At 70.1% G+C, this 23,779-nt stretch carries 23 protein-coding genes and 1 tRNA gene; 12 read left to right on the forward strand and 12 right to left on the reverse strand.

The features are described 5' to 3' along the window. Positions 1-3: 3 nt before the first annotated feature. The 4 genes from nifV to MARPU_RS02895 form a co-directional block, all read right to left on the reverse strand. Entirely contained in the window at positions 4-1,155 is a 1,152-nt protein-coding gene (gene nifV, locus MARPU_RS02880; protein ID WP_005222706.1) for a homocitrate synthase, read from the reverse strand. Between the two features lie 194 nt (positions 1,156-1,349). Further along, complete coding sequence (gene nifS, locus MARPU_RS02885) at positions 1,350-2,573, reverse strand: cysteine desulfurase NifS (protein WP_005222707.1); 1,224 nt, start codon at positions 2,571-2,573, stop codon at positions 1,350-1,352. Positions 2,574-2,629: 56 nt separating this feature from the next. Further along, the gene (gene nifU, locus MARPU_RS02890; RefSeq protein WP_005222709.1) at positions 2,630-3,508 is read right to left on the reverse strand and encodes a Fe-S cluster assembly protein NifU; all 879 of its coding nucleotides are present in this window, start codon (positions 3,506-3,508) and stop codon (positions 2,630-2,632) included. Positions 3,509-3,708: 200 nt separating this feature from the next. Then, on the reverse strand, positions 3,709-4,125 hold the full coding sequence (locus tag MARPU_RS02895; RefSeq protein WP_005222712.1) for a hypothetical protein: 417 nt from the start codon (positions 4,123-4,125) through the stop codon (positions 3,709-3,711). Between the two features lie 746 nt (positions 4,126-4,871). Here MARPU_RS02895 and MARPU_RS02900 point away from each other — a divergent pair. The 6 genes from MARPU_RS02900 (at position 4,872) to MARPU_RS02925 (ending at position 11,245) form a co-directional block, all read left to right on the forward strand. Continuing rightward, a complete protein-coding gene (locus MARPU_RS02900; RefSeq protein ID WP_005222715.1) occupies positions 4,872-5,816 on the forward strand; it encodes a transketolase in 945 nt (314 codons plus the stop codon). Further along, positions 5,816-6,823 carry a transketolase family protein gene (locus MARPU_RS02905; protein ID WP_005222716.1) on the forward strand — a complete coding sequence of 336 codons (1,008 nt, stop codon included), beginning with the start codon at positions 5,816-5,818 and terminating at the stop codon, positions 6,821-6,823. The genes MARPU_RS02900 and MARPU_RS02905 overlap by 1 nt, the downstream gene beginning before the upstream one ends. A gap of 4 nt (positions 6,824-6,827) precedes the next feature. Continuing rightward, a complete protein-coding gene (locus MARPU_RS02910) occupies positions 6,828-7,421 on the forward strand; it encodes a GNAT family N-acetyltransferase (RefSeq protein ID WP_005222718.1) in 594 nt (197 codons plus the stop codon). A gap of 35 nt (positions 7,422-7,456) precedes the next feature. Further along, entirely contained in the window at positions 7,457-8,596 is a 1,140-nt protein-coding gene (locus MARPU_RS02915) for a RuBisCO large subunit C-terminal-like domain-containing protein (RefSeq protein WP_005222721.1), read from the forward strand. A gap of 121 nt (positions 8,597-8,717) precedes the next feature. Then, positions 8,718-10,658: a GumC family protein gene (locus MARPU_RS02920; protein ID WP_005222729.1), complete on the forward strand. Its 1,941-nt coding sequence runs from the start codon at positions 8,718-8,720 to the stop codon at positions 10,656-10,658. Positions 10,659-10,678: 20 nt separating this feature from the next. Beyond that, complete coding sequence (locus MARPU_RS02925; protein WP_005222731.1) at positions 10,679-11,245, forward strand: hypothetical protein; 567 nt, start codon at positions 10,679-10,681, stop codon at positions 11,243-11,245. Here MARPU_RS02925 and MARPU_RS02930 read toward each other — a convergent pair. Continuing rightward, positions 11,191-12,135, reverse strand: coding sequence for a DMT family transporter (locus MARPU_RS02930; RefSeq protein ID WP_005222734.1), 945 nt, complete (start codon positions 12,133-12,135; stop codon positions 11,191-11,193). The genes MARPU_RS02925 and MARPU_RS02930 overlap by 55 nt on opposite strands. 359 nt (positions 12,136-12,494) lie before the next feature. Here MARPU_RS02930 and MARPU_RS02935 point away from each other — a divergent pair, with 359 nt between their 5' ends. Together MARPU_RS02935 and MARPU_RS02945 are read left to right on the forward strand one after the other, a co-directional pair. Next, positions 12,495-12,854: an HPF/RaiA family ribosome-associated protein gene (locus MARPU_RS02935; RefSeq protein ID WP_005222736.1), complete on the forward strand. Its 360-nt coding sequence runs from the start codon at positions 12,495-12,497 to the stop codon at positions 12,852-12,854. A 192-nt stretch (positions 12,855-13,046) separates the two neighbouring features. Continuing rightward, positions 13,047-13,970, forward strand: coding sequence for an SDR family oxidoreductase (locus tag MARPU_RS02945; RefSeq protein WP_005222738.1), 924 nt, complete (start codon positions 13,047-13,049; stop codon positions 13,968-13,970). Between the two features lie 6 nt (positions 13,971-13,976). Here MARPU_RS02945 and MARPU_RS02950 read toward each other — a convergent pair whose 3' ends face one another. The 5 genes from MARPU_RS02950 to MARPU_RS02970 form a co-directional block, all read right to left on the reverse strand. Beyond that, positions 13,977-15,212, reverse strand: a complete 1,236-nt coding sequence (locus MARPU_RS02950; RefSeq protein ID WP_005222740.1) for a glycerate kinase type-2 family protein — start codon at positions 15,210-15,212, stop codon at positions 13,977-13,979. A gap of 8 nt (positions 15,213-15,220) precedes the next feature. Further along, positions 15,221-15,898, reverse strand: a complete 678-nt coding sequence (gene tsaB, locus MARPU_RS02955) for a tRNA (adenosine(37)-N6)-threonylcarbamoyltransferase complex dimerization subunit type 1 TsaB (RefSeq protein WP_005222741.1) — start codon at positions 15,896-15,898, stop codon at positions 15,221-15,223. Positions 15,899-15,989: 91 nt separating this feature from the next. Beyond that, the gene (locus MARPU_RS02960; protein WP_005222743.1) at positions 15,990-16,979 is read right to left on the reverse strand and encodes an adenosine kinase; all 990 of its coding nucleotides are present in this window, start codon (positions 16,977-16,979) and stop codon (positions 15,990-15,992) included. Between the two features lie 74 nt (positions 16,980-17,053). Beyond that, on the reverse strand, positions 17,054-18,043 hold the full coding sequence (locus MARPU_RS02965) for a ribonuclease T2 family protein (protein WP_005222744.1): 990 nt from the start codon (positions 18,041-18,043) through the stop codon (positions 17,054-17,056). A gap of 45 nt (positions 18,044-18,088) precedes the next feature. Further along, complete coding sequence (locus MARPU_RS02970) at positions 18,089-19,576, reverse strand: FAD-linked oxidase C-terminal domain-containing protein (RefSeq protein WP_005222746.1); 1,488 nt, start codon at positions 19,574-19,576, stop codon at positions 18,089-18,091. 135 nt (positions 19,577-19,711) lie between these two features. Here MARPU_RS02970 and MARPU_RS02975 point away from each other — a divergent pair. Then, positions 19,712-19,787 (forward strand) — tRNA-Thr (locus MARPU_RS02975). A 68-nt stretch (positions 19,788-19,855) separates the two neighbouring features. Here MARPU_RS02975 and MARPU_RS02980 read toward each other — a convergent pair. Next, a complete protein-coding gene (locus tag MARPU_RS02980; RefSeq protein WP_005222747.1) occupies positions 19,856-20,452 on the reverse strand; it encodes an NAD(P)H-dependent oxidoreductase in 597 nt (198 codons plus the stop codon). An 81-nt stretch (positions 20,453-20,533) separates the two neighbouring features. Between MARPU_RS02980 and MARPU_RS02985 the strand changes: the two genes are divergently transcribed. Next, a complete protein-coding gene (locus MARPU_RS02985; RefSeq protein WP_005222748.1) occupies positions 20,534-20,899 on the forward strand; it encodes a winged helix-turn-helix transcriptional regulator in 366 nt (121 codons plus the stop codon). A gap of 22 nt (positions 20,900-20,921) precedes the next feature. Here the strand turns inward: MARPU_RS02985 and MARPU_RS02990 are convergent, their stop codons facing one another. Next, entirely contained in the window at positions 20,922-21,860 is a 939-nt protein-coding gene (locus MARPU_RS02990; protein WP_005222749.1) for a LysR family transcriptional regulator, read from the reverse strand. Between the two features lie 115 nt (positions 21,861-21,975). On the opposite strand from MARPU_RS02990, the gene MARPU_RS02995 reads away from it, so the two are divergent. Together MARPU_RS02995 and MARPU_RS03000 are read left to right on the forward strand one after the other, a co-directional pair. Beyond that, positions 21,976-22,548: a cytochrome b gene (locus MARPU_RS02995; RefSeq protein WP_005222750.1), complete on the forward strand. Its 573-nt coding sequence runs from the start codon at positions 21,976-21,978 to the stop codon at positions 22,546-22,548. A gap of 91 nt (positions 22,549-22,639) precedes the next feature. Further along, entirely contained in the window at positions 22,640-23,632 is a 993-nt protein-coding gene (locus tag MARPU_RS03000; protein ID WP_005222751.1) for an aldo/keto reductase family protein, read from the forward strand. The last annotated feature ends 147 nt before the right edge of the window (positions 23,633-23,779 follow it).

Raw genomic sequence — 23,779 nt, forward strand, 5'->3', positions numbered from 1 at the left:
GGTTCAGGCGGTGTGGGCGGTTGCAGTGGGCAGTTCGCAGAGGAAGCGCTGCAGGTCGGCGGCGACCGGTGCGCGCTTGGTCGCGGTGACGAAGCGGCGCACCAGCGGCAGCAGTCGCTCGGCCTGATCGAGTCCGACCTCCTGGTGCAGCAACTCGGCATAGGCCTGGCGCACCGCCTGGCGGCCCGAGTGCTTGCCGAGCACCAGGCGGTGATGGCGCCCGAGTTCGGCCGGGTCGATGCCCTGGTAGTTGAGCGGGTCCTTGAGCAGACCGTCGACATGGATCCCGGCCTCGTGGGTGAAGGCACCGTCGCCGACCAGGCTCTTGTGCCAGGCCACCGGGCGTCCCGAGGCCTGGGCGACTAGGGTCGAGACCTGCTCGAAGGCATGCAGGTCGACCCCCGGGTCGATCCCCTGGGTGTGTCTGAGTCCCATCACCACCTCCTCCAGCGCGGCGTTTCCGGCGCGCTCGCCGAGTCCGTGCACCGTGGTGTTGAGGTGGGTCGCCCCGGCACGGGCCGCGGCCAGGGTGTTGGCGGTAGCCAGCCCGAGGTCGTCGTGGGCGTGCATCTCGATCTCCAGGTCGCAGGCGGCACGCAGCGTGGCGATGCGTGAATAGACGCCGAAGGGCTCCATCAAGCCGACGGTGTCGGCGAAGCGGATGCGGCGTGCGCCGGCCGCCTGGGCGACCTCGGCGGCGCGGGCGAGGAACTCGGGATCGGCGCGCGAGGCGTCCTCGGCGCCGACGCAGACCTCCAGCCCGAGCGCGCGCGCCTGGGGCACGCAGCGCGCGATCTGGCGCAGCGCCCAGTCGCGATCACGGCCGAGCTTGCGCGCCAGCTGCTGGTCGGAGAGCGGGATCGAGAGGTCGACGAGATCGGCGTCGAGCCCCGCGCAGCGGGCGATGTCGTCCGCGCGCATCCGGCACCACAGCATCAGCCGCGCTGCGAGCCCGAGTCGGGCGATGGCCTGGATCGCGTCACGCTCGTCGGCGCCCATCGCCGGGATACCGATCTCGAGCTCGGGGACGCCGAGGGCGTCGAGCGCGCGGGCGATGGCGAGCTTCTCGGCGAGCGAGAAGGCGACCCCAGCCGACTGCTCGCCGTCGCGCAGGGTGGTGTCGTTGATGGTGATCGGGCGGACTGAATCCTTCATCTGTGGGCTCCGTACAGCACTTGACGAGACTTGTTTGCAAAGGCAGTGCCAGCGTCGTCGATGACGTGGATTCAGCGGCTTGCGAGCGAGGAGGCTCGGGCGTTGCAGGGTTTGCGACAGGGTGGCGAGGGCAGGCGTGTCGCGGAGCCGACGCGTCGCGGCACCGGCATGGTGCGCCGGTGCCGCGTGTCGGGTCAGGCATAGGCCGGCGAGAAGCCGGGCGTGTGTGCGTCGCCGAGCGGACCGTCCTCGCCCCAGTAGGGCGAGAGTCGGCGCAGCTGTTCGATCACCGGGACGAGGGTGTCCACCGCGCGATCGATCTCGGCGGCGCTGTTGTAGCGCGAGAGCGAGAAACGGATGGTGCCGTGTGCGGCGGTGAGCGGGATGCCCATGGCGCGCATCACGTGCGAGGGCTCGAGCGAGCCCGAGCTGCAGGCCGAGCCGCTGGAGGCGGCGATGCCGTGACGGTTGAGCAACAGCAGGATCGACTCGCCCTCGATGAACTCGAAGGCGATGTTGCTGGTGTTGGGCAGACGGTTGTCGGGATCGCCGGTGACGAAGCAGTGGGGCACGGCGGTGAGGATGCCGCGCTCGAGCCGGTCGCGCAGCGCGCGCACCGTGGTACGCTCGTGCTCGAGCGCGGCGCCGGCCAGCTCGCAGGCGAGCCCGAGCCCGACGATGGCGGCGCTGTTCTCGGTGCCGGCGCGGCGTCCGCGTTCCTGGTGACCGCCGCGCAGCAGCGGCCGGAAGCGGGTGTTGCGACGCACGTAGAGCACGCCGACGCCCTTGGGGGCGTGGAGCTTGTGTCCGGAGAGCGAGAGCATGTCGATGGCGCTGTCGGCGAGCGCGATCGGCAGCTTGCCCACTGCCTGCACCGCGTCGGTGTGGAACATCACGCCCGCCGCGCGCGCCATCTCGGCCATCTCCTCGACCGGGAACAGGGTGCCGGTCTCGTTGTTGGCCCACATCACCGAGACGATGGCGACCCGCTCGGTGAGCAGTGCGCGATAGGCATCGAGATCGAGTCGCCCGTGGTCGTCGACGCCGAGACGGTGGATCACATAACCCTCCTTGGCGAGCTGGTCGCACAGGCTCAGCACCGCCGGGTGTTCGACCTCGGTGGTGATGATCTCGCGCCGCTCGGGCTGGGCGCGCAACGCCGAGAGGATGGCGGTGGCGTCGGACTCGGTGCCGCAGGAGGTGAAGATGATCTCGGAGTCGTGCGTCGCGCCGAGCAGGGCGGCGACCTGGGCGCGTGCGGTGCGCAGCGCGCGACCGACGCGATCGCCGTAGCGGTGGATCGAGGAGGGGTTGCCGTACTGCTCGGTGAAGAAGGGCAGCATCGCCTCCACCACCTCGGGGGCGACCATGGTGGTGGCGTTGTTGTCGAGATAGATGCCGGGGGTCTGTTCGCTCATCGGTGGCTCCTCGCTGCGGATGGGGATGGTTGGCGATCGCGTCGCGCCGTGGGACGTCAGCAGGCGATCTGCTGGGGCGCGGCGGGGATCACCCGCAGCGGTTCGCCGAGCTCGGCGCTGAGCCGCTCCTGGATGCCGGAGAGGGTGAGCGAGGCCATCTGACAGCCGGCGCAGGCGCCCTTGAGGCTGACATAGACCGTGCGACCGTCGACGTCGACCAGTTCGAGGTCGCCGTGGTCGCGCTGCAGCTCTGGGCGCAGGGTGTCGATCAGCCGCTCGATGCGGCGGATGCGCTGCAGGGTGTTGACGCGAGGCGCGGCGGGTTGCGGAGGTTCGGGGGCGCGCGGTGCCTGGACCGCCACGGCGGTGGGGTTGACCCGGGCGATGATCTCCTCGATCCCTTCGTGGCAGGCCGAGCAGCCGCCGCCGGCCTTGGTGTAATGGGTGACGGCGGTCACCGAGTCGAGCCCGTTGGCGCGTACCGTCTCCTCGATCATCCCGGCGTCGACCCCGAAGCACTTGCACACCAGCGCGCCCTCGGCGTGGTCATCGTCCGCCCAGCGCTCACCGCGATAGTTGGCGATTGCCGCCTGCAGCGCCTCGCGCCCCATCACCGAGCAGTGCATCTTCTCCGCCGGCAGGCCGCCGAGGACGTCGGCGATGTCCTGATTGGTGACCGTCAGCGCCTGATCCAGGGTCATGCCCTTGATGATCTCGGTCAGCGCCGAACTGGAAGCGATCGCCGAGCCGCAGCCGAAGGTCTGGAAACCGGCCTCGAGGATCATCTCGCGCTCGGGGTCGACCCGGAGCGAGAGCCGCAGGGCGTCGCCGCAGGCGAGCGAGCCGACCTCACCGACGCCGTTGGCGTCCTTGACCGGGCCGGCGTTGCGAGGGTTGAAGAAGTGGTCCTGGACCTGCTCGGAATAGTCCCACATGGATTGCTCTCCCGTGTCATTTGGCTGGGGCCGGCGCATGCTGCCCGGGGCTTGTAGAGTCTTTAAGCAACCTCCGCGCCACTCTTGTGTGACCGTGGCGGGCGAGCCGGGACGCCGGGCGGGGCGCGATCACCCTCACGGCTTGTCGGGTCCGGGACAGGGCGCGCCGCCCCGGTGGTGGCAAACCCGACAGCGACGTCTCAACCGAGCAGTGCCTCGTAGGCATGCCGCAGCAGGTCGAGTTCGACCGGGGGGAGGGCACTCGCTTGGGTCAGCGCGATGAAGCGCGCGCCCTGGGCGCCGACCTCGGCGATGGGTGGATCGTGGTCGACGAAGCGGGCGAGGAAGACCGGCGCGGTGGTCTCGTCGACGGCGAGCTGGATCGGGAAGCGTAGGGTGATGGCCAGCGCGCCCTGGGCCAGCGCCAGCTCGCGCTCGAGCGCGCGCAGCAGCGCGCCGGGATGGACGACGACCTGAGGCGTCGCCCCCGACTCGATGATCCGGCTCCCTGGCGGTAGCGGCCCGGGGGCGCAGATACCGCCATGGCCGAGACGCAGGAAGCGCGTCCGGGCACTGACCGGGTGTTGGTGATAGAGGATGAGGCGGGGATCGCTCATGGCACGGCCCTCCTGAATGGCTCGGGGTGATCCGTGCGGTATTGCACGGGGCGTGCCGGGACCAGCGAGCAGGCGCCAGCCGCCAGTCGCCAGCCACCAGCGACCAGCCACCAGTCGCCAGTCGCCAGCCGTCAGCCGCCAGCCGCCAGCCGCCAGCCGCCAGTCGCCAGCGACCAGCCACCAGTCGCCAGCCGTCAGCCGCCAGCCGTCAGCCGCCAGTCGCCAGTCGCCAGTCGCCAGCCGTCAGCCGCCAGCCGCCAGCGACCAGCCGCCAGCGACCAGCGACCAGCCGTCAGCCGCCAGTCGCCAGTCGCCAGCCACCGGCCGCCAGCCGCCAGCTGCCAGCGATCAGTCGCGGCCTGTCCTAGAGCGCTGACGCCGAGAACGCTCGCTGACCGGTGCCGACAGTTGATGGGAGGTCACGCCGTCGTCGCGGCCGCACACTCACGGATGGCTGGGCGCTTGAATCCCTTTGCGGTCTTTGTGGCTTGGCGGTTCAATCTTCTGGCCGCTGGCCGCTGGCCGCTGGCCGCTGGCCGCTGGCCGCTGGCCGCTGGCCGCTGGCCGCTGGCCGCTGGCCGCTGGCCGCTGGCCGCTGGCCGCTGGCCGCCGGTCATTCATCATCCCCGCGACGGCCGTCCGCTCATGCTAGGATTTCGCCGCCGGGCGGGGGTCGTCCGGGGCGGCGGTCCGGGCTGGTCCGCGCGCGGCTTGATTTGAGGCAGGCAGTCGAGACGATCATATCTATGGAATCCATCCCAGCGCGCCCCGGTGCCGCGACCGCGCCGGGCGACATCCGTCGTGTCGCCACCGCGATCCGGCGCCGGGTGCTCGAACACACCCTCGAGAACAACGGCGGTTACCTCAGCCAAGCCTGTTCCTCGGCCGAGATCCTCGCCACCCTCTATCTCGGGGTGATGCGACTCGGGCCGAGCACGGCCCCGCCGATCCCGCGCCCCTTCGCCGGGGTACCCGGCGCGGACAACCCGCACGCCTTCACCGGTGCCGACTACAACGGTGCGCCCGCGCCCGAACTCGATCGCTTCATCTTCTCCCCGGTGCACTATGCGCTGGTGCTCTACTCGCTGCTGATCGAACTCGGTCGGTTGGGGCCGGATGCGCTCGATGCGTTCAACCGCGACGGCAGCACCGTCGAGCTGATCGGCGCCGAGCACTCGCCGGGCCACGAGGTCACCGCCGGGTCGCTGGGTCAGGCGCTGAGCCAGGCCGGTGGGATCGCGCTGGCGCGTCGGCTGCGCGGTGAGCGCGGGCGGGTGTGGGTGTTCATGTCCGACGGCGAGTTCCAGGAGGGACAGACCTGGGAGGCCTTCGCCGCCCTGGCGCATCACCGGCTTGGCAACATCGGCATCTATGTCGACGCCAACGCCCAGCAGTGCGACGGCCCGATGGACACGGTGATGACCACCGAGCCGCTGGCCGCGCGGCTGCGCGCCTTCGGCGCCGAGGTGCGCGAGGTCGACGGTCACGACCCCGTGGCGCTGGCCGCGGCCGGGGAGGGGGTCGGGGAGGACGGCCTCCCGCGGGTGGTGATCGCCCGCACCGACCCCTGTCGCGGCATCGACCGGTTGCGCGAGCGCTGGCCCAAGCTCCACTACGTGCGTTTCAAGAACGAGGCGGAGTTCAATCTGTATCGCGGCCTGCTCGCGGGCCTGTCGGAGGGGGATGCCTGATGGAGATCGTGCAGCGGCCGCACCGCGACAACCTGGTGCGCTGGGCCGAGCAGCGCCCCGAGGTGCTGGTGCTCTCGGCCGACCTGACCAGCTCGTGCGAGGCCGACGGCTTCCGCGACGTCTATCCCGAGCGCTTCTTCTCGATGGGCATGGCCGAGCAGAACATGATGGGCTTCGCCGCCGGGTTGGCGCGCGAGGGCTTCTTCCCCTATGTCCACACCTTCGCGGTCTTCGTCTCGCGCCGCCCCTTCGACCAGGTGGCGATGTCGATCGCCTACCCGAACCTGCCGGTGCGACTGATCGGCTTCCTGCCGGGGATCACCACCCCGGGCGGCGTCACCCACCAGGCGGTCGACGACATCGGGCTGATGCGTCTGCTGCCGAACATGACGGTGCTCGAGTGCGGGGACGCCACCGAGGTCGAGCAGGTGCTCGACCTCGCCCAGGCGGTGCCGGGGCCGGTCTACGTGCGCATGCTGCGCGGCGAGGTGCCGCGGCTGTTCGACCCCGCCGAGCCGATGGTGCTGGGGCGGGCGCGGTTGCTCGGCGAGGGCGAGGACCTGATCGTGCTCTCCTCCGGGATCTGCACCGAGGAAGCGCTGCGCGCCACCGGCGCGCTGCGCGCCCACGGCCTCTCGGTCGGTCATCTGCACGTCTCCACCCTCAAGCCGTTCGACGATCCCCGGGTGCGCGCGGCGCTCGCCAGCGCCCGGCTCGGGGTCATCACCCTGGAGAACCACAGCATCGTCGGCGGGCTCGGCTCGGCGGTGGCCGAACTCATGGCCGAGCGCGGCATCGGCGCCCGGCTGATCCGTCTCGGGCTGCGCGACACCTATGCCCACGGCGCCAGTCGTCAGTACCTGATGCGCGAGTACGGGCTTGACGCCATGGCCCTGGTGCGCGCCGCCGAGCGGCTGGTCGGCGAGCCGCTGGGGATCGACGAGGACGCGCTCGCTGCGGTGCGCCTTGAGACCATGGGGCGCGCCGAGCGGACCGAGGACCTCTGAGGCCGTGGCGCCCGTGCTCGAGACCGCGCGGCTGCGGCTGCGTCAGTGGCACGGGCGCGACCTCGCTCCCTTCGCCGCGCTCAACGCCGATCCTCGGGTGATGGCCTGGCTGCCGCGTCCGCTCAGTCGCGCCGAGAGCACGGCCATGGCGGCGCGCTGCCGGCGCTTGATCGCCGTCCAGGGCTGGGGCTTCTGGGCCGTGGAGAGGCGCGCCGAGGGTGCCTTCCTGGGGCTCGTCGGGCTGCATCGCTGCGGCGCGGAGCTACCCTTCGCCCCCGCCGTCGAGATCGGCTGGCGTCTGGCCCATCATGCCTGGGGTCAGGGCTACGCCGGTGAGGCGGCGCGCGCAGCGCTGGGCTTCGGCTTCACCCGTCTCGGGCTCGACGAGATCGTCGCCTTCACCAGTCTCCACAACCAGCGCTCGCTGGCGCTGATGGCGCGTCTCGGCATGCGCGCCGATCCCCAACCCTTCGCGTATCCGGCGCTGCCGCCGGGACACCGCCTGCGCGCACACCGACTGTGCCGTCTGGGGCGCGCCGACTGGCACGGCACGGCGGCGTCTGCCCCGGAGCGCGACCATCGGGGCGGGATCGGCTAGTCTATGGCCCTCGATCGTCACCGGACCCCATCGTCATGCAGGACAGCACCCGGCTCGCGCTGAGCGGCGAGCGACTGACTGCCACCTATCACCTGCGCGCGAGCGCCGCCGAGGCCGAGGCCGAGGCGCGGGCGCGGGCGATCTGTGTCGAGCAGACCGTCGAGTTTCCCCCCGAGCTGATCGCCGAGGTCGCGATCCACGACCAGGTGATCGGCGAGGTGCGCGCGCTGCGCGCGCTCGCGCCGGGGCGCTTCGAGCTGGTGGTGGCCTATCCGGTGGAGGCGGCAGGGGCCGAGCTGACCCAGCTGATCAACCTGCTGTTCGGCAACATCAGCATCCAGCCCGGGGTGCGGCTGGTCGATCTCGAGTTGCCGCCGGGGCTCGCCGCCGGCTATCGCGGTCCGCGCTTCGGGCGCGAGGGGCTGCGCGCCTGTTGCGGCGATCCGGCGCGCCCGCTGCTCTGCACCGCGCTCAAGCCGATGGGGCGCTCGCCCGCCGAGCTGGCCGAGCTGGCTTACCGGCTGGCGCGTGGCGGTATCGACTTGATCAAGGACGACCACGGGCTCACCGATCAGTCCTTCTGCCGCTTCGAGCCCCGGGTGCGACTGTGCGCCGAGGCGGTGGCGCGTGCCAACCGCGAGTGCGGCGGTCACACTCGCTATCTGCCCAATGTCACCGCCCCGGCCGGCGAGCTGAGGGCGCGTGCGCGGCTGGCACGCGCGGCCGGTGCCGGCGGGTTGCTGGTCTGTCCCGGGCTGGTCGGGTTCGATGCCATGCGCGCGCTGGCCGATGACGATGCCCTGGGGCTGCCGATCCTCGCCCATCCGGCCTTCCAGGGCGCGCACTGCGCCAGCCCCGACGGCGGGCTCGCGCACGCTGTGCTCTATGGTCTGTTCAATCGTCTGGCCGGGGCCGACGCGACCATCTTCCCGAGCTGGGGCGGGCGCTTTGCCTATACCGCGGAGGAATGTCGCGCGCTGGTCGCCGGGGCCAGCCGCCCCTTCGCCGGGCTGCGTCCGATCCTGCCGGTCCCGGCCGGCGGGATGCGGCTCGATCGGGTCGGCGAACTACTCGAATTCTATGGTCGCGACGCCATTCTCCTGATCGGGGGCGATCTGCATCGCGGAGACCTGAGCGCCAACTGCGCCAGGTTCGTCGCCGCCGCGACGGCCTGAGATCGGTGCCGGGGACGGGCACGACGACCATGCAGGCGGGGATGGAGACCCACCGCCGTCCGCTCCGTTGTCGTCATCCGGCGTGCGCCTCTGCGCACGCGCTGCCCGGAGGTGATTGCCCGTGATACGCTGGTTCCCGAGCCGCTCGGCTCGAACACATCCGCTGCTCGGTCGGCGCGCCCTGGTCTTCGCCCTGGCCAGCGTCCTCTGTCTGTCGCTGGCGCTGGGTATCGTCTACGGGCGCGAGCCGGTCTATCGCGCCAGCGCCTCGGTGCTCACGGTCAAGCCCAAGGCGGTCGATGCCCCGAGCGCCACCGCCGACCCCGAGCACGTGATGATCCAACGTCGGTTGCTGCTCGGCGAGTCGCTGCTCGGTCGGCTCGCCATCGATCTGGCCGAGGCCGGGGTGGCGAGCGATGTGGCGGCATTGCGCGCGCGGCTCGCCGTCGAGCCGATCCCCGAGACCAATCTGCTTGAGCTACGCGCCGAGGGTGGCGACCCGGAGCGTCTGGCGGTGATCGTCAATCACTGGGTGCGGGCCTATGAGCGGCTGCGTGCCGAGCAGGTCTCGGCCAGCGCCGGGCGCACCACCGCCGAACTCGAAGAGGAGCAGGCGCGACTGGAGCGACGCATCGAGTCGGCGCGCGCCGAACTCGAGACCTTCGCCGCCGAGCACGACATCGTCGGCATCGAGCGCGCCGAGAGTCGCGCGCTCGCCGAACTCGAGGATCTCAACGATGCGCTCGGCAAGGCGCGCAATCGCGAGGTCGAGGCACTCGCCCGGCTGCGCGCGCTCGACGAGGCGGTGGCGCGCGGCGAACGACTGATCCCGCGCGAGCAGCAGAACGACATCGCCCGGTTGCAGCGCTATGTCGAACGTGGCCGCGATCGACTCGACCAGCTCCATGCCCGCTACACCCAGGCCTATATCGATCGCGACCCGGCGCTGCGTGACCTGCCCGGCGAGCAGGCGGCGCTCGAGCAGTCGCTGGAGCGTGCGCTGTTGGTCGCGCGCATCACCGTCCGCGACGAGGCTCGCCAGGAGCTGGAGGCGGCGCGCGAGACCGTCGCTCTGCTCGAGGACGACCTCGATCGTCAGCAGCGCGCGGTGCAGACCTTCTCGCGGCATTTCACGACCTTCGAGGGGTTGCGCGAGGGGCTCGACGGGCTCGAGACGCGTTTTGCCGAGAACGCCCAGCGTCTCGCCGAGATCGCGCTGCGCGACTTCGAGCAGTATCCGCCGATCCAGGTGGTCGAGTGGGCCTATGCGCCGAGCGCGCCGATTCGTCCCGACTATGCCCGCGACCTGCCGATCGCACTCGCCGCCGCGCTCCTCGCCGCGCTCTTCCTGACCTGGTTGACCGACTATCTCGGCGAGCGCTCCGGGGCGCCGCGGGTCTCCTATCTCGGGGTGCGGATCGAGGGTGGCGAGGATGCTGACGGGGTACGCCTGGTCGAGTCCGCCGCGCCGGTGCCCGACGACGGCGCCGGGCAGTCGGCAGCGCTCGAGGCGCCGCGCGCGCGCGCGGCGGTGATCGATCTGCCGCGGTTGCCACGGCTGCTCGAGCCGGCCGAGATCGAGCTGCTGCTGCGCGATGTCGATACCGAGGTGCGTGGTCACTGCGCGCTCTTGCTCTCGGGGGTCAAGCCGGCGGAGCTGATGCTGCTCGATCGCGACTGCTTCGATCCGGTCGCGGGCACGGTCTCGGTGCCGGGCGCGGGACGGCGTGAGCTGGCGCTCGCGCCCGGGGCCTGGGGCTGGCTCGAGCCGCTGCTCGATGGCCTGAGACGCGGTATCGGGCCGCTCGCCGCCGAGCGCCTCGACCGCGCGCTGGGCAAGGCCGCCGGGGCCTCGATGTTGCGTGAGCGGCGCGGGGTCGACGCCCAGGCGCTGTGGCACAGTTATCTGGTCTATCTGGCGCACCAGGGCGCCGGTTTCGAGTGGTTGCAGCACCGGGTCGGTCCGCTGGCCCCGGAGCTGCGCTCGGCGTTGCGCAAGTTCATGGTCGCCGGTCAGCGTGGCGAGGCGATCGACTGGGTTTATCCGGTCTTGCGTGACTGACAATCGATGGAGGGCAGGAGATGGCACTGAGGATCAAGAGTCACTGGTCGGACCCGGACCGCGCCCGTTCGCTCGACGAGGTCGCCGGCGCGCTGGCCTTCATCGCCTGGCGCATCGCCCTCGATCGCGCGATCAACCTGCACTGTGAGCGCTTCGTCTATCGCGACGACGCTCAGCGTCTGGCGGTGATCGAGGAATATCTGGTGTTCCTGATCCAGATCGCCGATCGGCTCGCCCATGCCCGTCTCGACGAGGACCGGCGGCGCGATCTGATCACCGGGTTCGCGCGCCGGGTCTTCGATCATGTCCAGGACAATGCCACCGATCTGCTCGGGCCGGGGGCGCACGGTGCGGCCTTCATCGAGCGGCTCAATGCCCGCTCCGGGGAATACGCCGAGTATGGCTTTACCGACGAGGGACCGAGCTATCCGCTGCTGCGTCATCTCGGCTTCGAGATCCAGCGGCTGATGGGTGAGGGGCAGGAGAATCGCTGGGTGATCGATCAGGTGATGGACCAGGACGGCTGGGAGGCCTATCGCCGCTTCGATCGCGCCTTCGCCGATCTGTTCGAGTCCGACCCGATCTGATCCGCTCCGGCGCCGCGCTCGCGGCGCGCCAGCGCCATGCCGCCGAGGATCAGCGCCAGGGCGAGCAGGTGGCGGGAGGCGAGCGGCTCGCCGAGCAGTCCCACCCCGACCCCCAGCGCCCACAGCGGGATCAGATAGTTGAGCTGGGAGACGAAGGCCGCGCCGGCGCGCTTGACCAGCTGCATGTAGAGGATCGCTGCGAGCGCAGTCGAACCGCCGCCGAGGGCGAGCAGCGCCAGCAGGTGGCGCCCCTCGGGCGCGCGCGCGGTCGGTGTCGCCGGCAGCGCGAGCAGTGTCGGCAGCAACATCAGGGTCGCCAGGGTGGTGGTCGCCGCGGCGCTGTAGAGGGCGTCGCTCGGTGGCCGCAGTCGCGCCAGGATGGCGGCCACGGCATAGCAGCAGACGCCGAGCAGGATCACCCCCATCGCCGGCAGTCGCGCCGGGTCGACATCGCCCCAGGCCGCCGGTCCAATCAGCACTGCAACCCCACAGAATCCGACGAGGAAGCCGCCGGCACGGTGTCGGGTCATGCGCTCGCCGGGCACGAGATAGTGCGCCATGCCGAGGGTGGCAAGCGGCATCGTCGCCATCAGGATACCGGCCTGGGCGCTGGCGATCGTCTGCTGTCCCCAGGTCACCAGCGAATAGGGCAGGGCGTTGCCGAACAGCGCGATCAGCACATAGGCGCCCCACAGCCGTGCGCTGTGCGCCGGACGGCGGGCGAACAGCAGCGCTGTCGGCAGCAGCAGGGCGCAAGCGATCAGCAGTCGGGCGGCGACCACCAGCTGAACCGGCAGTGCCTCGATGCCGATCCCGGTGAGCGCGAAGGCCGAGCCCCAGAGCGCGGTGAGCGCGAGGAGCAGCAGCCAGTCGGTCAGGCGGTGGTGCATGGGGTAGTGACCTGAGCGGTTCGATCAAGGGGGCGGCATGTCATGGTGCGAGTAGGGGTGCGCGTCGCCCCATTGCGGGGCCGGGCGATGCCCGCAATCGCTGATCCGGGTCATTGTCGGGGCGTGCAAATCCATTGCAAAGGCCATGGTTGGGGGTTTTGCCCTTGCTTTTCGCCGTTCTCGGCATCATGATCCACGACACTGCCGCAGTCCATCGCACCGCGTCCGTTCTCCTCCCCGGAGAAGCCCCTGAAGACGCCATCACAGTCGATGCGGTAGCCCTCATAGCGAATCCACTCGGTCGCCGATATCGCGGTCTGTATCTTCCGCCTGGACCGAGTCTTGGGAGAAGATCAAGTATGTCCATTAAGATAGGCGGCGACACCCTCGCGCTCGATGCGGATATTCGTCGCCAGATAGAATCCGAGGCCAAGAAGCTCGAGGATCGCTTCACCGATGAGCGGATCGAGACGCAGGCCACCATCAAGGAGGAGTTCGACCGCTTGCACGGTCACCGTGTGCGCTGCGAACTCCGCATCAAACTCGCGCAGGGCCGCCAGCTGGTGGTGCGCGATGCCAGCAAGACCGCCGTCGAGGCGATCACCGGGGTGTTCGGCGCGGCGCGCCGCAGCGTGCGGCGGGTGCGCTGGCAGGGTGTGCTCGAGCGCGCCCCGGCCGGTCAGTCCGGCGAGCACGCCCCCGAGATGGCCGGTCACTGAGCCGGCCTCGTGCCGGGATGCACGCCGCCATCCCGGCTGCTGCCTCCACCCCGCCCGGACTTCGCTCCGTCCATCACCGTCCCCACATCCTTCGCCATGGGCGGGCACGGGTGTGCGTATCCGGTGTTCGCGTCGACTTCGAGCGACCGTCGTGCGGGGTGGTCGCGACCGTAGAACAGGAGTTCCTCGAACATGAAGGTTGCAATCATTGGCGGGACCGGCTTTATCGGTACCCATTTGATCGATCATCTGCTCGCCGCCGGTCATGTGCCCCGGCTGTTGGTGCGCCCGGGCAGCGAGTCCAAGGTCGAGCGTGGCGCCGAGTGCGAGCTGGTGCCCGGCACCCTGGCCGAGCGCGCCGCGCTCGATGCCTGCGTGCGCGGCGCCGATGCGGTGATCTATCTGATCGGCATCCTGCGCGAGTTCCCGGCGCGTGGCATCACTTTCGAGGGGCTGCAGCACCAAGGCGTGGTCGACACCATTGCCGCGGCGCGCGCCGCCGGCGTGGGGCGTTTCCTGCTCATGAGCGCCAATGGGGTGCGACCCGATGGTACGACCTATCAACGTACCAAGTTCGCCGCCGAGGAGGCGCTCAAGGCTTCTGGGCTGACCTGGACCATCTTCCGTCCCTCGGTGGTCTTCGGCGATCCACGCGGGCGCATGGAGTTCTGCTCACAGCTCAACAAGGACATCATCGGCGCGCCGATCCCGGCGCCGCTGTTCTACGACGGGCTGCTGCCGCAGCAGGCCGGGGCCTTCGAGCTGGCGCCGGTGCATATCGACGACGTCGCCCGCGCCTTCACCCTGGCACTCGGCGAGCCGCGCACCGAGTCCCAGACCTACAGCCTGTGTGGCCCGCAGCGGTTGAGCTGGAAGGCGATCCTCGGCACCATCGCCGCGGCCGTCGGCAAGCAGAAGGCGATGGTCCCGGCGCCGGTGTTTGCAGTCCGGGCGATGGCCGGGCTGTTCGATCGCTATCCCTGGTTCCCGATCAGTCGCGACCAGATCCAGATGCTGCTCGAGAGCAACGTCTGTAGCGAGAACGACAGCTTCGCCCGGCTCGGTTTGACCCCGACCCCGTTCAACGTCGACCAGCTCGGTTATCTCAAGGACTAATCCGTCTCAGCGCCTGAGTGCCAGCACCAGGTCCATGACATTGGTATCGGTGGGGCCGGTGCGCAGCAGCTCGCCGGTGGCGGCGAACAGGCTGCCGGCGTCGGCGCCGATGAGGTGCTCGGCGGGGTCGCGCCCGAGCCGGCGTGCTCGCGCGCAGCTCGTCCCGTCGATCAGCGCCCCGGCGTCCTCGGTGGGCCCGTCGCTGCCGTCGCTCCCGGCGCTGAGCAGGGTGACGTCGTCGCGGCCGTCGAGGGCGATGGCCGCGGCTAGCGCGAGGTGCTGGTTGCGACCGCCGCGTCCGGGGCGGGGCGGCAGCGTGACCGTGGTCTCGCCGCTCCACAGATAGAGCCCCGGCGGGGCCGTGGTCCCGAGCCGTTCGGCGAGGCGCTGCCCGGCGACGGCGGCGTCCCCGGCGAGCGGCTGGAGCTGCGGCCAGGTCGCGAGCCCGAGTGTGCGGGCGTGTGCGAGCGCGGCGGCGCGGGCGTGGGCGGCGGTGGCCACCAGCTCGATCTCCGGGCCGGGACCGGTGGGCGCGCGGCGCACGGCGAGTCCGTGGCGAACCAGCCGATCGAGCCAGTCGGGCAGCCCGCGCAGCCCGCTGCAGCGGGCCGCCAGCTCCGGTTCGGGCACCAAGAGCCCGGAGCCGATCACCCCGGGGTCGTCGCCGGGGACGTCGGAGATCGCCAGCACCCGGGGTGTCCGCCACGCCGGACAGGCGGCGAGCAGGCCGCCGGCCTTGATCCGCGAGAGCGCCTTGCGCACCAGATTCATCGTCGCGATCGACTGGCCGCTGGCGAGCAGCCAGTCGTTGACCCGCACCAGGGTATCGAGATCGACCCCGGCGACCGGTACCTCGACCAGGCTCGAGGCCCCGCCGGAGATCAGAAAGAGTGGCTCGACCCCGGCGGGCAGCGCGGCGAGCCGCGCGATCAGCGCCTGACCGGCAGCGAGGCTGCCGGCATCGGGCAGCGGGTGGCCGCCGCAACGGCAATCGAGTCGGGGGAAGTCGGCCGGGTCGACGTGTCCGGGCTTGGTGATCAGCAGACCGCCGGTGATCGCCTCGGCGCCGAGGGTGTCACAGGCGCCTCGGGCCATGGCGGCTGCGGCCTTGCCGATGGCGAACAGCTCGACCGGGTGAGGCGGCGCGCGCGCCTCCAGTGCGCGGGTGACCGCCCGGGTGCCGCCGACGGCTGCGATCGCCGCCATGAAGCAGTCGATGAGCAGGCGCTGGTCGTCGGTCATTCCCGGGATCAGCCCTTGCGGGTGACCTGATCGCGCAGATAGACGGGGATGGCCAGCTCCGGCGCCACCTCGTGACCGAGCCGGTGCTCGGCCTCGGCGAGCACCGCCAGGTCGCGCGCCTCGCAGACCCCTTCCTCGAGGATCCCGGCGAGCGCCGCGCCGATCTGCGGGCGCAGCCGTGACTGATAGACCGTCCAGCCGGGACCGACCCCGTACCAGCCATCGCCCTCCGGCACTGGTACCGCCTCGGGGGCACAGACACGCTCGCTGTCGCGCGCCTCGGCCAGCCCGGCCTCGTTGATCTCGAAGGCCCCCCAGTAGACCTCGTCCATGCGCGCGTCGAGCGCCACCAGCAGCCGGGTCTGACCGCTGCGGCGGTAGGCGCCCTGGGCGATCGCCGCCAGGGTCGAGACCGGGATCACCGGCTGGTCGACGCCGAAGGCCACGCCCTGGATCACCGAGGCGGCGATCCGCACCCCGGTGAAGGACCCCGGTCCACGCGCGAAGGCGAGCGCGTCGAGATCGGCGAGCCGCAGTCCGGCCTCGTCGACGAGCTGCTGCATCATCGGCAGGATGAGTTCGGCGTGGCGTCTGGGGGCGGTCTCGAGGCGCTGGGTCAGGGTCCCGTCCTGCAGCAGGGCGGCTGAACAGGTCTCACCTGAGGTGTCGATCGCGAGGAGCTTCATGATGGTGGGGTTACCGGGGTGATCGATGGTGCCCGTCGAGGACGGGCGATGACGCCGGGGCCAGGGTCCCGGCGGGCCGGGGCGGGCGGGATCAGGCGAAGTCGCGCAGCACCGCCTGGGTCTGCTCCGTGGTCAGACGTGGGCCGAGGCTGGTGACCAGTCGCGCCGCAGCGGCCGAGGCCAGATCGCCGGCGCGCTGATGATCCCAGCCCTGGCTGAGACCATAGAGGAAGGCGCCGGCGAACATGTCGCCGGCACCGAGGGTATCGACCGCCTCGACCGGCACCGGGGCGATCTCGAGCATCTGCGCGCCGTCCCACACCAGCGCACCCTGTGGGCCGCGGGTGATGGCGAAGCTGCGACTGAGGGTCTTGAGATAGGCGACGGCGTCGCCGAGGTCTTCGCTGCCGGCCATGCCCATGGCCTCGAACTCGTTGGCGAACAGCAGGTCGACACCCGAGCCGATCATCTCCAGCAGGCCGTCCTTGAAGAACTTGACCATGTTGGGGTCGGAGAGCGAGAGGGCGGTCTTGACGCCGGCCTCGTCGGCGAGCTGCTTGGCCGCCTTGGCCGCCTCGCGGGCGCTGTCGGAGGTGACCAGATAGCCCTCGGTGTAGAACCAGCGCGAGTCGCGCAGCGCGTCCTCGACCAACTCGTCGGTCGATAGCCCTTGGGTGATGCCGAGGAAGGTGCACATGGTGCGGTCGCTGTCGGGGGTGACCAGCACCACGCAGCGGCCGGTGTCGCCGGCCTCTTTCTTGGTGTGGAGGTTGGTGTCGATGCCGCCCTCGACCAGATCCTGCATGTAGAAGTGACCGAGTTCGTCGTCGGCGACCTTGCAGGAGTAGAAACCGGTGCCGCCGAACTGACCGAGCGCGATCACTGAGTTGGCCGCCGACCCGCCCGAGCCGCGCTGGTGCCGGCGATCACGGAGGTGATCCATGATCGCTGCCTGTTGCTGCTCGTCGACCAGGGTCATCACGCCCTTGTCGATACCGAGGATGCCGAGGTCGTTGGGATCGACCTCGAATTCCATGTCGACGAGTGCGTTACCGATCCCATAGATGTCGTACTTGGCCATAGTGTCTCCGTGCTCCTGAAGTCGAGGGGGCACATTGTACAGATGTCGCTCGGGGGTGCAGGACGGCGATGTGCTCAGTCGCGACCGGCGCGGTCGACACGTCCACCCTTGCAGCCGGCAGCGCGCGGTGGTGCGGTGCGCAGTAGCGCGTCGAGCCCGTGCCCGGCCTCGATCGGCCCCTTGAGGGCGAGGCGCAGCTCGCTGATCAGGCCGTCGTGACAGACCAGTTGCACCCGCTCGCCCGCGCCCTTGCCGAAGGCCCTGTCGAAGGCCGCGCGTACCTCGCTCGCGCGCAGGTGCTGGCCGATGCGCGAGACGAAGAGGTCACGGACCGGCGAAGCGTTGAGCGCGGCGAGCAGCCGTAGCGAGTCGGCGAAATAGCCCTCGGGGTCGTCGCCGTAGCAGCTGCCGTGCTTGACCCACTCGTGACGGTGCAGCGCCGAGCGCGTGCCCGGCATCACCCGGTCGAGTTCGCGCCGGGTGTCGGGTGCGAGCGCGAGCGCCGGCAGCTGCTGCCAGTCGCCGTCGCGCGACAGCGCCCGCGCCCTCGCCGGGACGTCGCAATAGACGTTGTCGCGCGGTTGTGGCCACAGCCCGTGGAGCGAGAAGGCGCGGGCGTCGAAGCGTTGCGGGGTCTGGTCGCGGCACTCCGGCGCGCGGCCACGGCGCTCGCAGAAGGCCGGCTGCCAGCTCACCGCGAGCAGATAGCGCGGCTCGCCGGTTGGGGCCGGCGGCGTGGCCGTGTCGGCGACCTCGACCAGCCGCCCGCAGTCACGCGCCACCCAACGCTGGGACGGCTCGACGCCCTGCAGGCGCAGCAGGTAGTGGCTGGGCTGGTCGGGGCGGTTGGCACCGACCACCGGGTAGCGTGTGCCCGGGTCGAGATGGATCGCCCCGGGGTTGGCGTCGTGACGGATGGCGACGGTGGCCGGGCAGGCGCGTTCGGCGATCAGGGTCGCCGAGAGCGGCGCGGCGCGCAGCGGCGCGAGCGCGCCGAGCGCGAGCAGCAGCGCCGCCGTCGCGCGCCATGTCGGCAGCGGTCTGATCGATGGGGTTCGGGTCATGCGGTCACGTCCTCGCTGGCGCGGGCCCGGCGCGTGCCGGGCCGATCAATGTCGGTGCGGGTGCGCGGGCGAGGGCAGCTGACGGTACTCCGAGCAGCGTCGTGGCGTCGGCACGCCCTTGCCGGGGTTGAGCAGTCCCGCGGGGTCGAAGGCCGATTTTACCGCGTGGAACTGGGCCAGTTCGCGGGCGCTGAACTGTACGCACATCTGTCCGAGCTTCTCCACCCCGACCCCGTGCTCGCCGGTGATGGTGCCGCCGACCTCGACGCACAGCTCGAGCAGACGGGCGCCGAGCGCCTCGGTGCGTTCGAGTTCGCCGGGACGGTTGGCGTCGAACAGGATCAATGGGTGTAGATTGCCGTCGCCGGCATGGAACACGTTGGCCACCGCCAGGTCGTGCTCGGCGGCCAGCTCGGCGGTGCGGCGCAGCACCTCGGGCAGGGCGCGGCGCGGGATGGTGCCGTCCATGCAATAGTAGTCGGGGGAGATCCGGCCGACGGCGGGGAAGGCCGACTTGCGCCCCTGCCAGAAGCGTGCGCGTTCGGTCTCGTCGCGCGAGACCCGTACCTCGGTGGCGCCGGCGCGCGCGAGCAGGGTCTCGACCGCCTCGACCTGGGCGGCGACCTCGGCCTCGGTACCGTCGAGTTCGCAGAGCAGGATGGCGGCGGCCTCGACCGGGTAGCCGGCGCCGATGAAGTCCTCGGCGGCGCGGATCGCCGGACCGTCCATCATCTCCAGCCCCGCCGGGAGGATGCCGGCGGCGATGATCTCGCCCACCGCCGCGCCGGCGCGGCCGACGTCGTCGAAGGCGGCGAGCAGGGCGCGCGCCAGCGGCGGGCGGGGCAGCAGCCGTACCGTCACCTCGACGGTGATCCCGAGCATGCCCTCGGAGCCGATATAGAGCGCGAGCAGGTCGTAGCCGGGGCCGTCGAGCGCCTCGCCGCCGAGTTCGATCAGCTCGCCCGCGGCGCTGACCAGCTTGATCGCGAGCACGTTGTGCACCGTCAGGCCGTATTTCAGACAGTGCACCCCGCCCGAGTTCTCGGCGACGTTGCCGCCGATGGTGCAGGCGATCTGGCTGGAGGGGTCGGGGGCGTAGTAGAGCCCGTGGGCGGCCGCCGCCTCGCTGATGGCGAGGTTGCGCACCCCGGGCTGGACCCGCGCCAGCAGCGCCTCGGGCTCGAGCGCGAGGATGCGGTCGAGCCGCGCCAGGCTGAGCACGATGCCCTCGCCGCAGGGCAGGGCGCCGCCCGAGAGTCCGGTCCCGGCGCCGCGCGCGACCACCGGCACCCGACGCTGATGACACAGCCGCATCACCTGCCGCACCTCGGCGACATCGCGCGGCAGGACCACCAGCAGTGGCGTCTGGCGATAGACCGAGAGTCCGTCGCACTCGTAGGGGCGCACCTCCTCCTCGCGCGCGAGCACCGCCTCGGCGGGGAGGAAGGTGCGCAGCGCGCGCGCCAGTTCGGCGCGGCTGGCGCACAGTTCGGGGTCGTCGAACGGGCGTCCGGGTGGCTGGATCCGACTCATCGGCGGTCTCCTCGGCGCTGGTGTCATGGTGCGCCGTCGGTCGGGACGAACGACGGCATTTGAGCATCGGCTGCGCTTCGCGCTAGAATCGCCTCCCCCAGCACCCTTCTTGGGTGCCGGCACCCCTACCTCAAGGCTGGCGTAGCTCAGTTGGCAGAGCAACTGATTTGTAATCAGTAGGTCGTCGGTTCGAATCCGTCCGCCAGCTCCATCCATCGTCCTGCCTGTCCCCGGATGATCTCGCACGCCGCGCTCCGCGCGTCGTTTTCCGTCGTTGTTTCAGGAATATCCCGCCAGGTGCTGTTCCAGATGGGCGTCGAAGCGCATCAGGTCGTTCTCGATGTCCGGGTTCTTCATGACGTCGTGACAGACGAAGGTTTCGATCGCCTCCATGCCGAAGAAGCGGAAGGTCATGTGCATCGGCAGGAAGAGGTCGTCGACCGACTGCCCCCGGGAGAGGTATTGCGCGGGGTCGTCGAAGGCCGCGCGTGGCGCGTTGAAGGTCAGCGAGAGCATGTAGCGCTTGCCCGTCAGGGTGCCGCCGGAGCCGTACTGTCTGGAGGGCTCGCGACGGCTGCGGCCGTCGCCGTGGCAGAGGGTGCCGTCCAGTCCTGCCGAGTAGACCTCGTCCATGTAACGCTTGAAGGTCCAGGGTACCCCCATCCAGTAGACCGGCGTCTGCAGCAGCACGACATCGGCCCAGCGATGTTTCTCCAGCTCGGTGACGGTGTCGTAGCCGTCGTGTACCACGGTGGTGCGGATTCGGTGTGCCCGCTCGGAGAGCAGGGCGCTCGCGCGTTCGACGAGTGTGGCGTTGAGTCTGCCCGGGGACGAGGGGTAGGGCTCGTGGGCGTTGATGATGAGGATGTTCGACATGTGTCGGTTCCGGTCGGTGAACATGTGACCGCATGTTGTTACTCTTGGTAACCAACGTCAATCAGTATACTTTTAGTAACCATGAATGAAGAGGGGATAAATCTCGATCACATCGCTGGTGATTGCCAGGGCGGCCTCGGCACCTGCACCGAGCCCTGTCCGATCGAGCGCGGCATGCGGATCATCGGTGGCAAGTGGAAGGGTTCGATCCTGTGGCACCTGCAGGACGGCCCCGTGCGCTTCAACGAGCTAGCACGCCAGCTCGGCGGTGCCAGCAGGAAGATGGTCGCGCAGCGGCTCAGGGAGATGGAAGAGATGGGATTGGTGGAGCGCACCGTGCTCAGCACCCGCCCGATCGCCGTCACCTACGAGATCACCGCCTTCGGGCGCTCGTCGCTGAGCGTGCTCGAGCAGCTCAAGACGTGGGCCGAGGCCAACGGAGTCTAAGGGCGCGACGGATGCCGGTGGCTCAGGGGGTGGGCTCCGGTGCCAGGCCGTGGGCGATCCTGAGTTGCTGACGTACCCAGACGCACATCGGGTCGCGATGGGTGCGTTCGTGCCAGTAGAGATGGACCAGCGGATGCTCGAGATCGTCGAACGGGGTGTCGCGGACCACCAGCGCGCGACCGTGACTGACCGTCTCGGCGAAACGTCGTGGGAGCTGGAAGACGATGTCGCTGTGTTCGCAGAAGGCGGCGATGGCGCTGAAACTCGACAGGCGCAACGGCTCCTGGAGTCGCTCCCCCGGGGCCAGCAATCCCTGCTCGACCAGTGTCCGGGTCAGCAGCCCCTCGCCGCGACTGGTCAGGGAGACCCGCCCGTGACGGGCCGAGATGTAACGCTCGATCGTCAGTTCACCCTCGGCCAGCGGGTGATCGGCGCGCATCAACAGCGCCAAGCTCAGCGGGGCCAGTGGGGTGCTGTGGAGTTCGCCGGTCGCGGCGTCGGGGCTGAAGGTCGAGAGGACGAAGTGGACGTCGCCCCGTTCGAGTTGCCCGAAGTGTTCACGCGGTTCGCTGTGGATCTCTAGCACCATTCCCGGCGCCAGTCGGCTCAGGCGCGCGAACAGTGGGGGCAGGAACCAGCCGATCTCGGGTTCGGGGCCGTAGCAGCGGACCGTCCGGGATGCGCTTGCCGGGTCGAAGTCGGGGCCGCTGACCAGCCGCTCGGTGTCGCTGAGCAGCTGGCGCAGTCCCGGCAGCAGTTGTTCGGCGCGGGTGCTCGGCACATAGCCGCCGGCGGTGCGTACCAGCAGCGGGTCGTCGAACAGGGCGCGCAAGCGACCCAGCGCGCGACTCACCGCCGGCTGACTCATGCCGAGTTGCTCGGCGGCGCGTGAGACGTGGCGCTCCTCCAGCAGTTGGTGCAGTACCACGAGCAGATTGAGGTCGAGATCGCGAAGATTCATTTAGCAAATATGCATTATCTTTTTGATGCATTGGAAGCATCACGGCACACCCTCTAGGCTGTTCGTTTACAACCCAGCGACCGCCATCCCGGCGGTGCTAGATGGAGACTAAACGATGCGCCTCGATACCCCCACCAGACTGAGCGGCAGCACCATTGCGCTGCACTGGATCGTCGCAGTGATGATGATCGTGCTGACCCTCAGCGGACTCTACATGGCGCAGGCCAAGCTCTACGCCCTCTACCCCTGGCACAAGTCCTTCGGCGTGCTGATCGTGTTGTTCGTGGCACTGCGAGTGCTCTGGCGCATCCGTAACGGCTGGCCTGCGCACGTCGGGCGCTATACCCAGATCGAACAGTGGTTGGCCAGAGTGGTGCACTGGTTGCTGATCGTCGGTACGGTGCTGATGCCGGTCTCCGGCTTCATGATGTCGGCGCTGGGCGGGCACGGCGTGTCGCTGTTCGGGCTGGAGCTGGTGGCGCCGAACCCGGACCCGGCCGACCCGCAGCAGGTGGTGCCGATCAACGCGCTGTTGGCGCAGCTCGGTCACTGGCTGCACGGTCTCGGCGGTAACCTGCTGATCGGTGCCGTGGCGCTGCACCTCGTCGGCGCGCTCAAGCACCATCTGATTGATCGCGACGGCACGCTGCGGCGGATGCTCGGTGCCGAGGTGCAGGTCGACAGCTGAGGCCGGTCGGTTGGCGCGACGGGCCGGGTTGGTCCGTCGTCGCCGCGCTGCTAGTGTTGCCTCGACATGACCAACTCTGGGAGTGCGAGACATGCGCGACGCGCACCATGACCTGCGAACCGTCACCCTGCACAACGGCGTGCGGATGCCGACCCTCGCCTTCGGCACCGCCTTCGGCGACTGGGTGGGCGCGACCGCCTTCCAGGGCTTCCTCCCCGAACAGGCCTGGCGCGCCGTCGATCTGGCGCTGGACAACGGCTATCGGGCGTTCGACTGTGCCCACGCCTATGGCACCGAGCGCATGGTCGGCACCCTGCTCGGTCAGCGCTTTGCCAGCGGCGCCCTGACTCGCGAGGCGGTGTTCATCACCACCAAGCTCGCCCATCCGGCCGCGCCGCCGCACCTCAACGTCTCGCACAAGCGGACCTGGGACGCCGATCGGGTCGAGGACATCGCCCAGCGGGTCCGCGACGACATGGTCGACAGCCTCGATGATCTCGGGCTCGGCTATGTCGACCTGTTGCTGGTGCACTGGCCGGGGAGCTTCAGCGCGCCGCCCGGCGGCGACCCGGAGGTCTCGCGGCGCGCCCGCGCCACCATCTGGCGCGCCTTTTGTGCGCTTGCCGACAAGGGCGCGGCGCGCGCCATCGGTGTCTCCAACTTCACCATCGACCATCTGCGTCAGCTGATCACCGACGTGCCCGAGCCGGCGTACCGTCCCGCGGTCAATCAGGTCGAGATTCACCCCTATTGCCGGGACCCCGAGCTGGAGGCCTTCTGCCGCGCGCAGGGCATCGTCGTCACCGCCTATGCGCCCTTCGCCAGCGGGGCCTTCGAGCTGCTGCGCGATCCGGTCCTGGTCGCCATCGCCGGGCGTCACGGCAAGAGCCCCGGTCAGGTCGTGTTGCGCTGGCACCTGCAGCGCGGTCGCACCGCGCTGCCCAAGACCTCTAGGGCAGAGCGCATGGTCGAGAACCAGGCGATCCACGATTTCGTCCTCGACGCCGAGGAGATACGAGCGATCGATGCGCTCGGCGCCGGCGTGGCGCGGCGCACCTGCCCGGATCCCTACACGATCGTCTGAGGACGCGGTCTGTGCGCCGCGCGTGGTTCATGCGCGTCGGCCTCGATGAACGGGGCAGCGACCGACGAGCTGACCGGATCCCACGTTCCTTCGACGGTTGATCGGGTCGCGAAGACGCTGCGGACGGGGTCGACCCGCAGGCCTTCC

Origin of the sequence: Marichromatium purpuratum 984 (genome assembly GCF_000224005.2) — a bacterium.
In the GTDB taxonomy this organism is placed as follows: Bacteria; Pseudomonadota; Gammaproteobacteria; order Chromatiales; family Chromatiaceae; genus Marichromatium; species Marichromatium purpuratum.

What these genes read in the sequence shown, in the direction of transcription:
- MARPU_RS02980 (WP_005222747.1), bottom strand. Translation starts at nt 20,452, where the DNA reads ATGTCGAACATCCTCATCATCAACGCCCACGAGCCCTACCCCTCGTCC.
- MARPU_RS02965 (WP_005222744.1), bottom strand. Translation starts at nt 18,043, where the DNA reads ATGACCCGAACCCCATCGATCAGACCGCTGCCGACATGGCGCGCGACG.
- MARPU_RS02970 (WP_005222746.1), bottom strand. Translation starts at nt 19,576, where the DNA reads ATGAGTCGGATCCAGCCACCCGGACGCCCGTTCGACGACCCCGAACTG.
- nifS (WP_005222707.1), bottom strand. Translation starts at nt 2,573, where the DNA reads ATGAGCGAACAGACCCCCGGCATCTATCTCGACAACAACGCCACCACC.
- MARPU_RS02925 (WP_005222731.1), top strand. Translation starts at nt 10,679, where the DNA reads ATGGCACTGAGGATCAAGAGTCACTGGTCGGACCCGGACCGCGCCCGT.
- MARPU_RS02960 (WP_005222743.1), bottom strand. Translation starts at nt 16,979, where the DNA reads ATGGCCAAGTACGACATCTATGGGATCGGTAACGCACTCGTCGACATG.
- tsaB (WP_005222741.1), bottom strand. Translation starts at nt 15,898, where the DNA reads ATGAAGCTCCTCGCGATCGACACCTCAGGTGAGACCTGTTCAGCCGCC.
- MARPU_RS02950 (WP_005222740.1), bottom strand. Translation starts at nt 15,212, where the DNA reads ATGACCGACGACCAGCGCCTGCTCATCGACTGCTTCATGGCGGCGATC.
- MARPU_RS02915 (WP_005222721.1), top strand. Translation starts at nt 7,457, where the DNA reads ATGCAGGACAGCACCCGGCTCGCGCTGAGCGGCGAGCGACTGACTGCC.
- MARPU_RS02985 (WP_005222748.1), top strand. Translation starts at nt 20,534, where the DNA reads ATGAATGAAGAGGGGATAAATCTCGATCACATCGCTGGTGATTGCCAG.
- MARPU_RS02945 (WP_005222738.1), top strand. Translation starts at nt 13,047, where the DNA reads ATGAAGGTTGCAATCATTGGCGGGACCGGCTTTATCGGTACCCATTTG.
- MARPU_RS02895 (WP_005222712.1), bottom strand. Translation starts at nt 4,125, where the DNA reads ATGAGCGATCCCCGCCTCATCCTCTATCACCAACACCCGGTCAGTGCC.
- MARPU_RS02935 (WP_005222736.1), top strand. Translation starts at nt 12,495, where the DNA reads ATGTCCATTAAGATAGGCGGCGACACCCTCGCGCTCGATGCGGATATT.
- MARPU_RS02900 (WP_005222715.1), top strand. Translation starts at nt 4,872, where the DNA reads ATGGAATCCATCCCAGCGCGCCCCGGTGCCGCGACCGCGCCGGGCGAC.
- nifU (WP_005222709.1), bottom strand. Translation starts at nt 3,508, where the DNA reads ATGTGGGACTATTCCGAGCAGGTCCAGGACCACTTCTTCAACCCTCGC.
- MARPU_RS02905 (WP_005222716.1), top strand. Translation starts at nt 5,816, where the DNA reads ATGGAGATCGTGCAGCGGCCGCACCGCGACAACCTGGTGCGCTGGGCC.
- MARPU_RS02930 (WP_005222734.1), bottom strand. Translation starts at nt 12,135, where the DNA reads ATGCACCACCGCCTGACCGACTGGCTGCTGCTCCTCGCGCTCACCGCG.
- MARPU_RS02990 (WP_005222749.1), bottom strand. Translation starts at nt 21,860, where the DNA reads ATGAATCTTCGCGATCTCGACCTCAATCTGCTCGTGGTACTGCACCAA.
- MARPU_RS03000 (WP_005222751.1), top strand. Translation starts at nt 22,640, where the DNA reads ATGCGCGACGCGCACCATGACCTGCGAACCGTCACCCTGCACAACGGC.
- nifV (WP_005222706.1), bottom strand. Translation starts at nt 1,155, where the DNA reads ATGAAGGATTCAGTCCGCCCGATCACCATCAACGACACCACCCTGCGC.
- MARPU_RS02995 (WP_005222750.1), top strand. Translation starts at nt 21,976, where the DNA reads ATGCGCCTCGATACCCCCACCAGACTGAGCGGCAGCACCATTGCGCTG.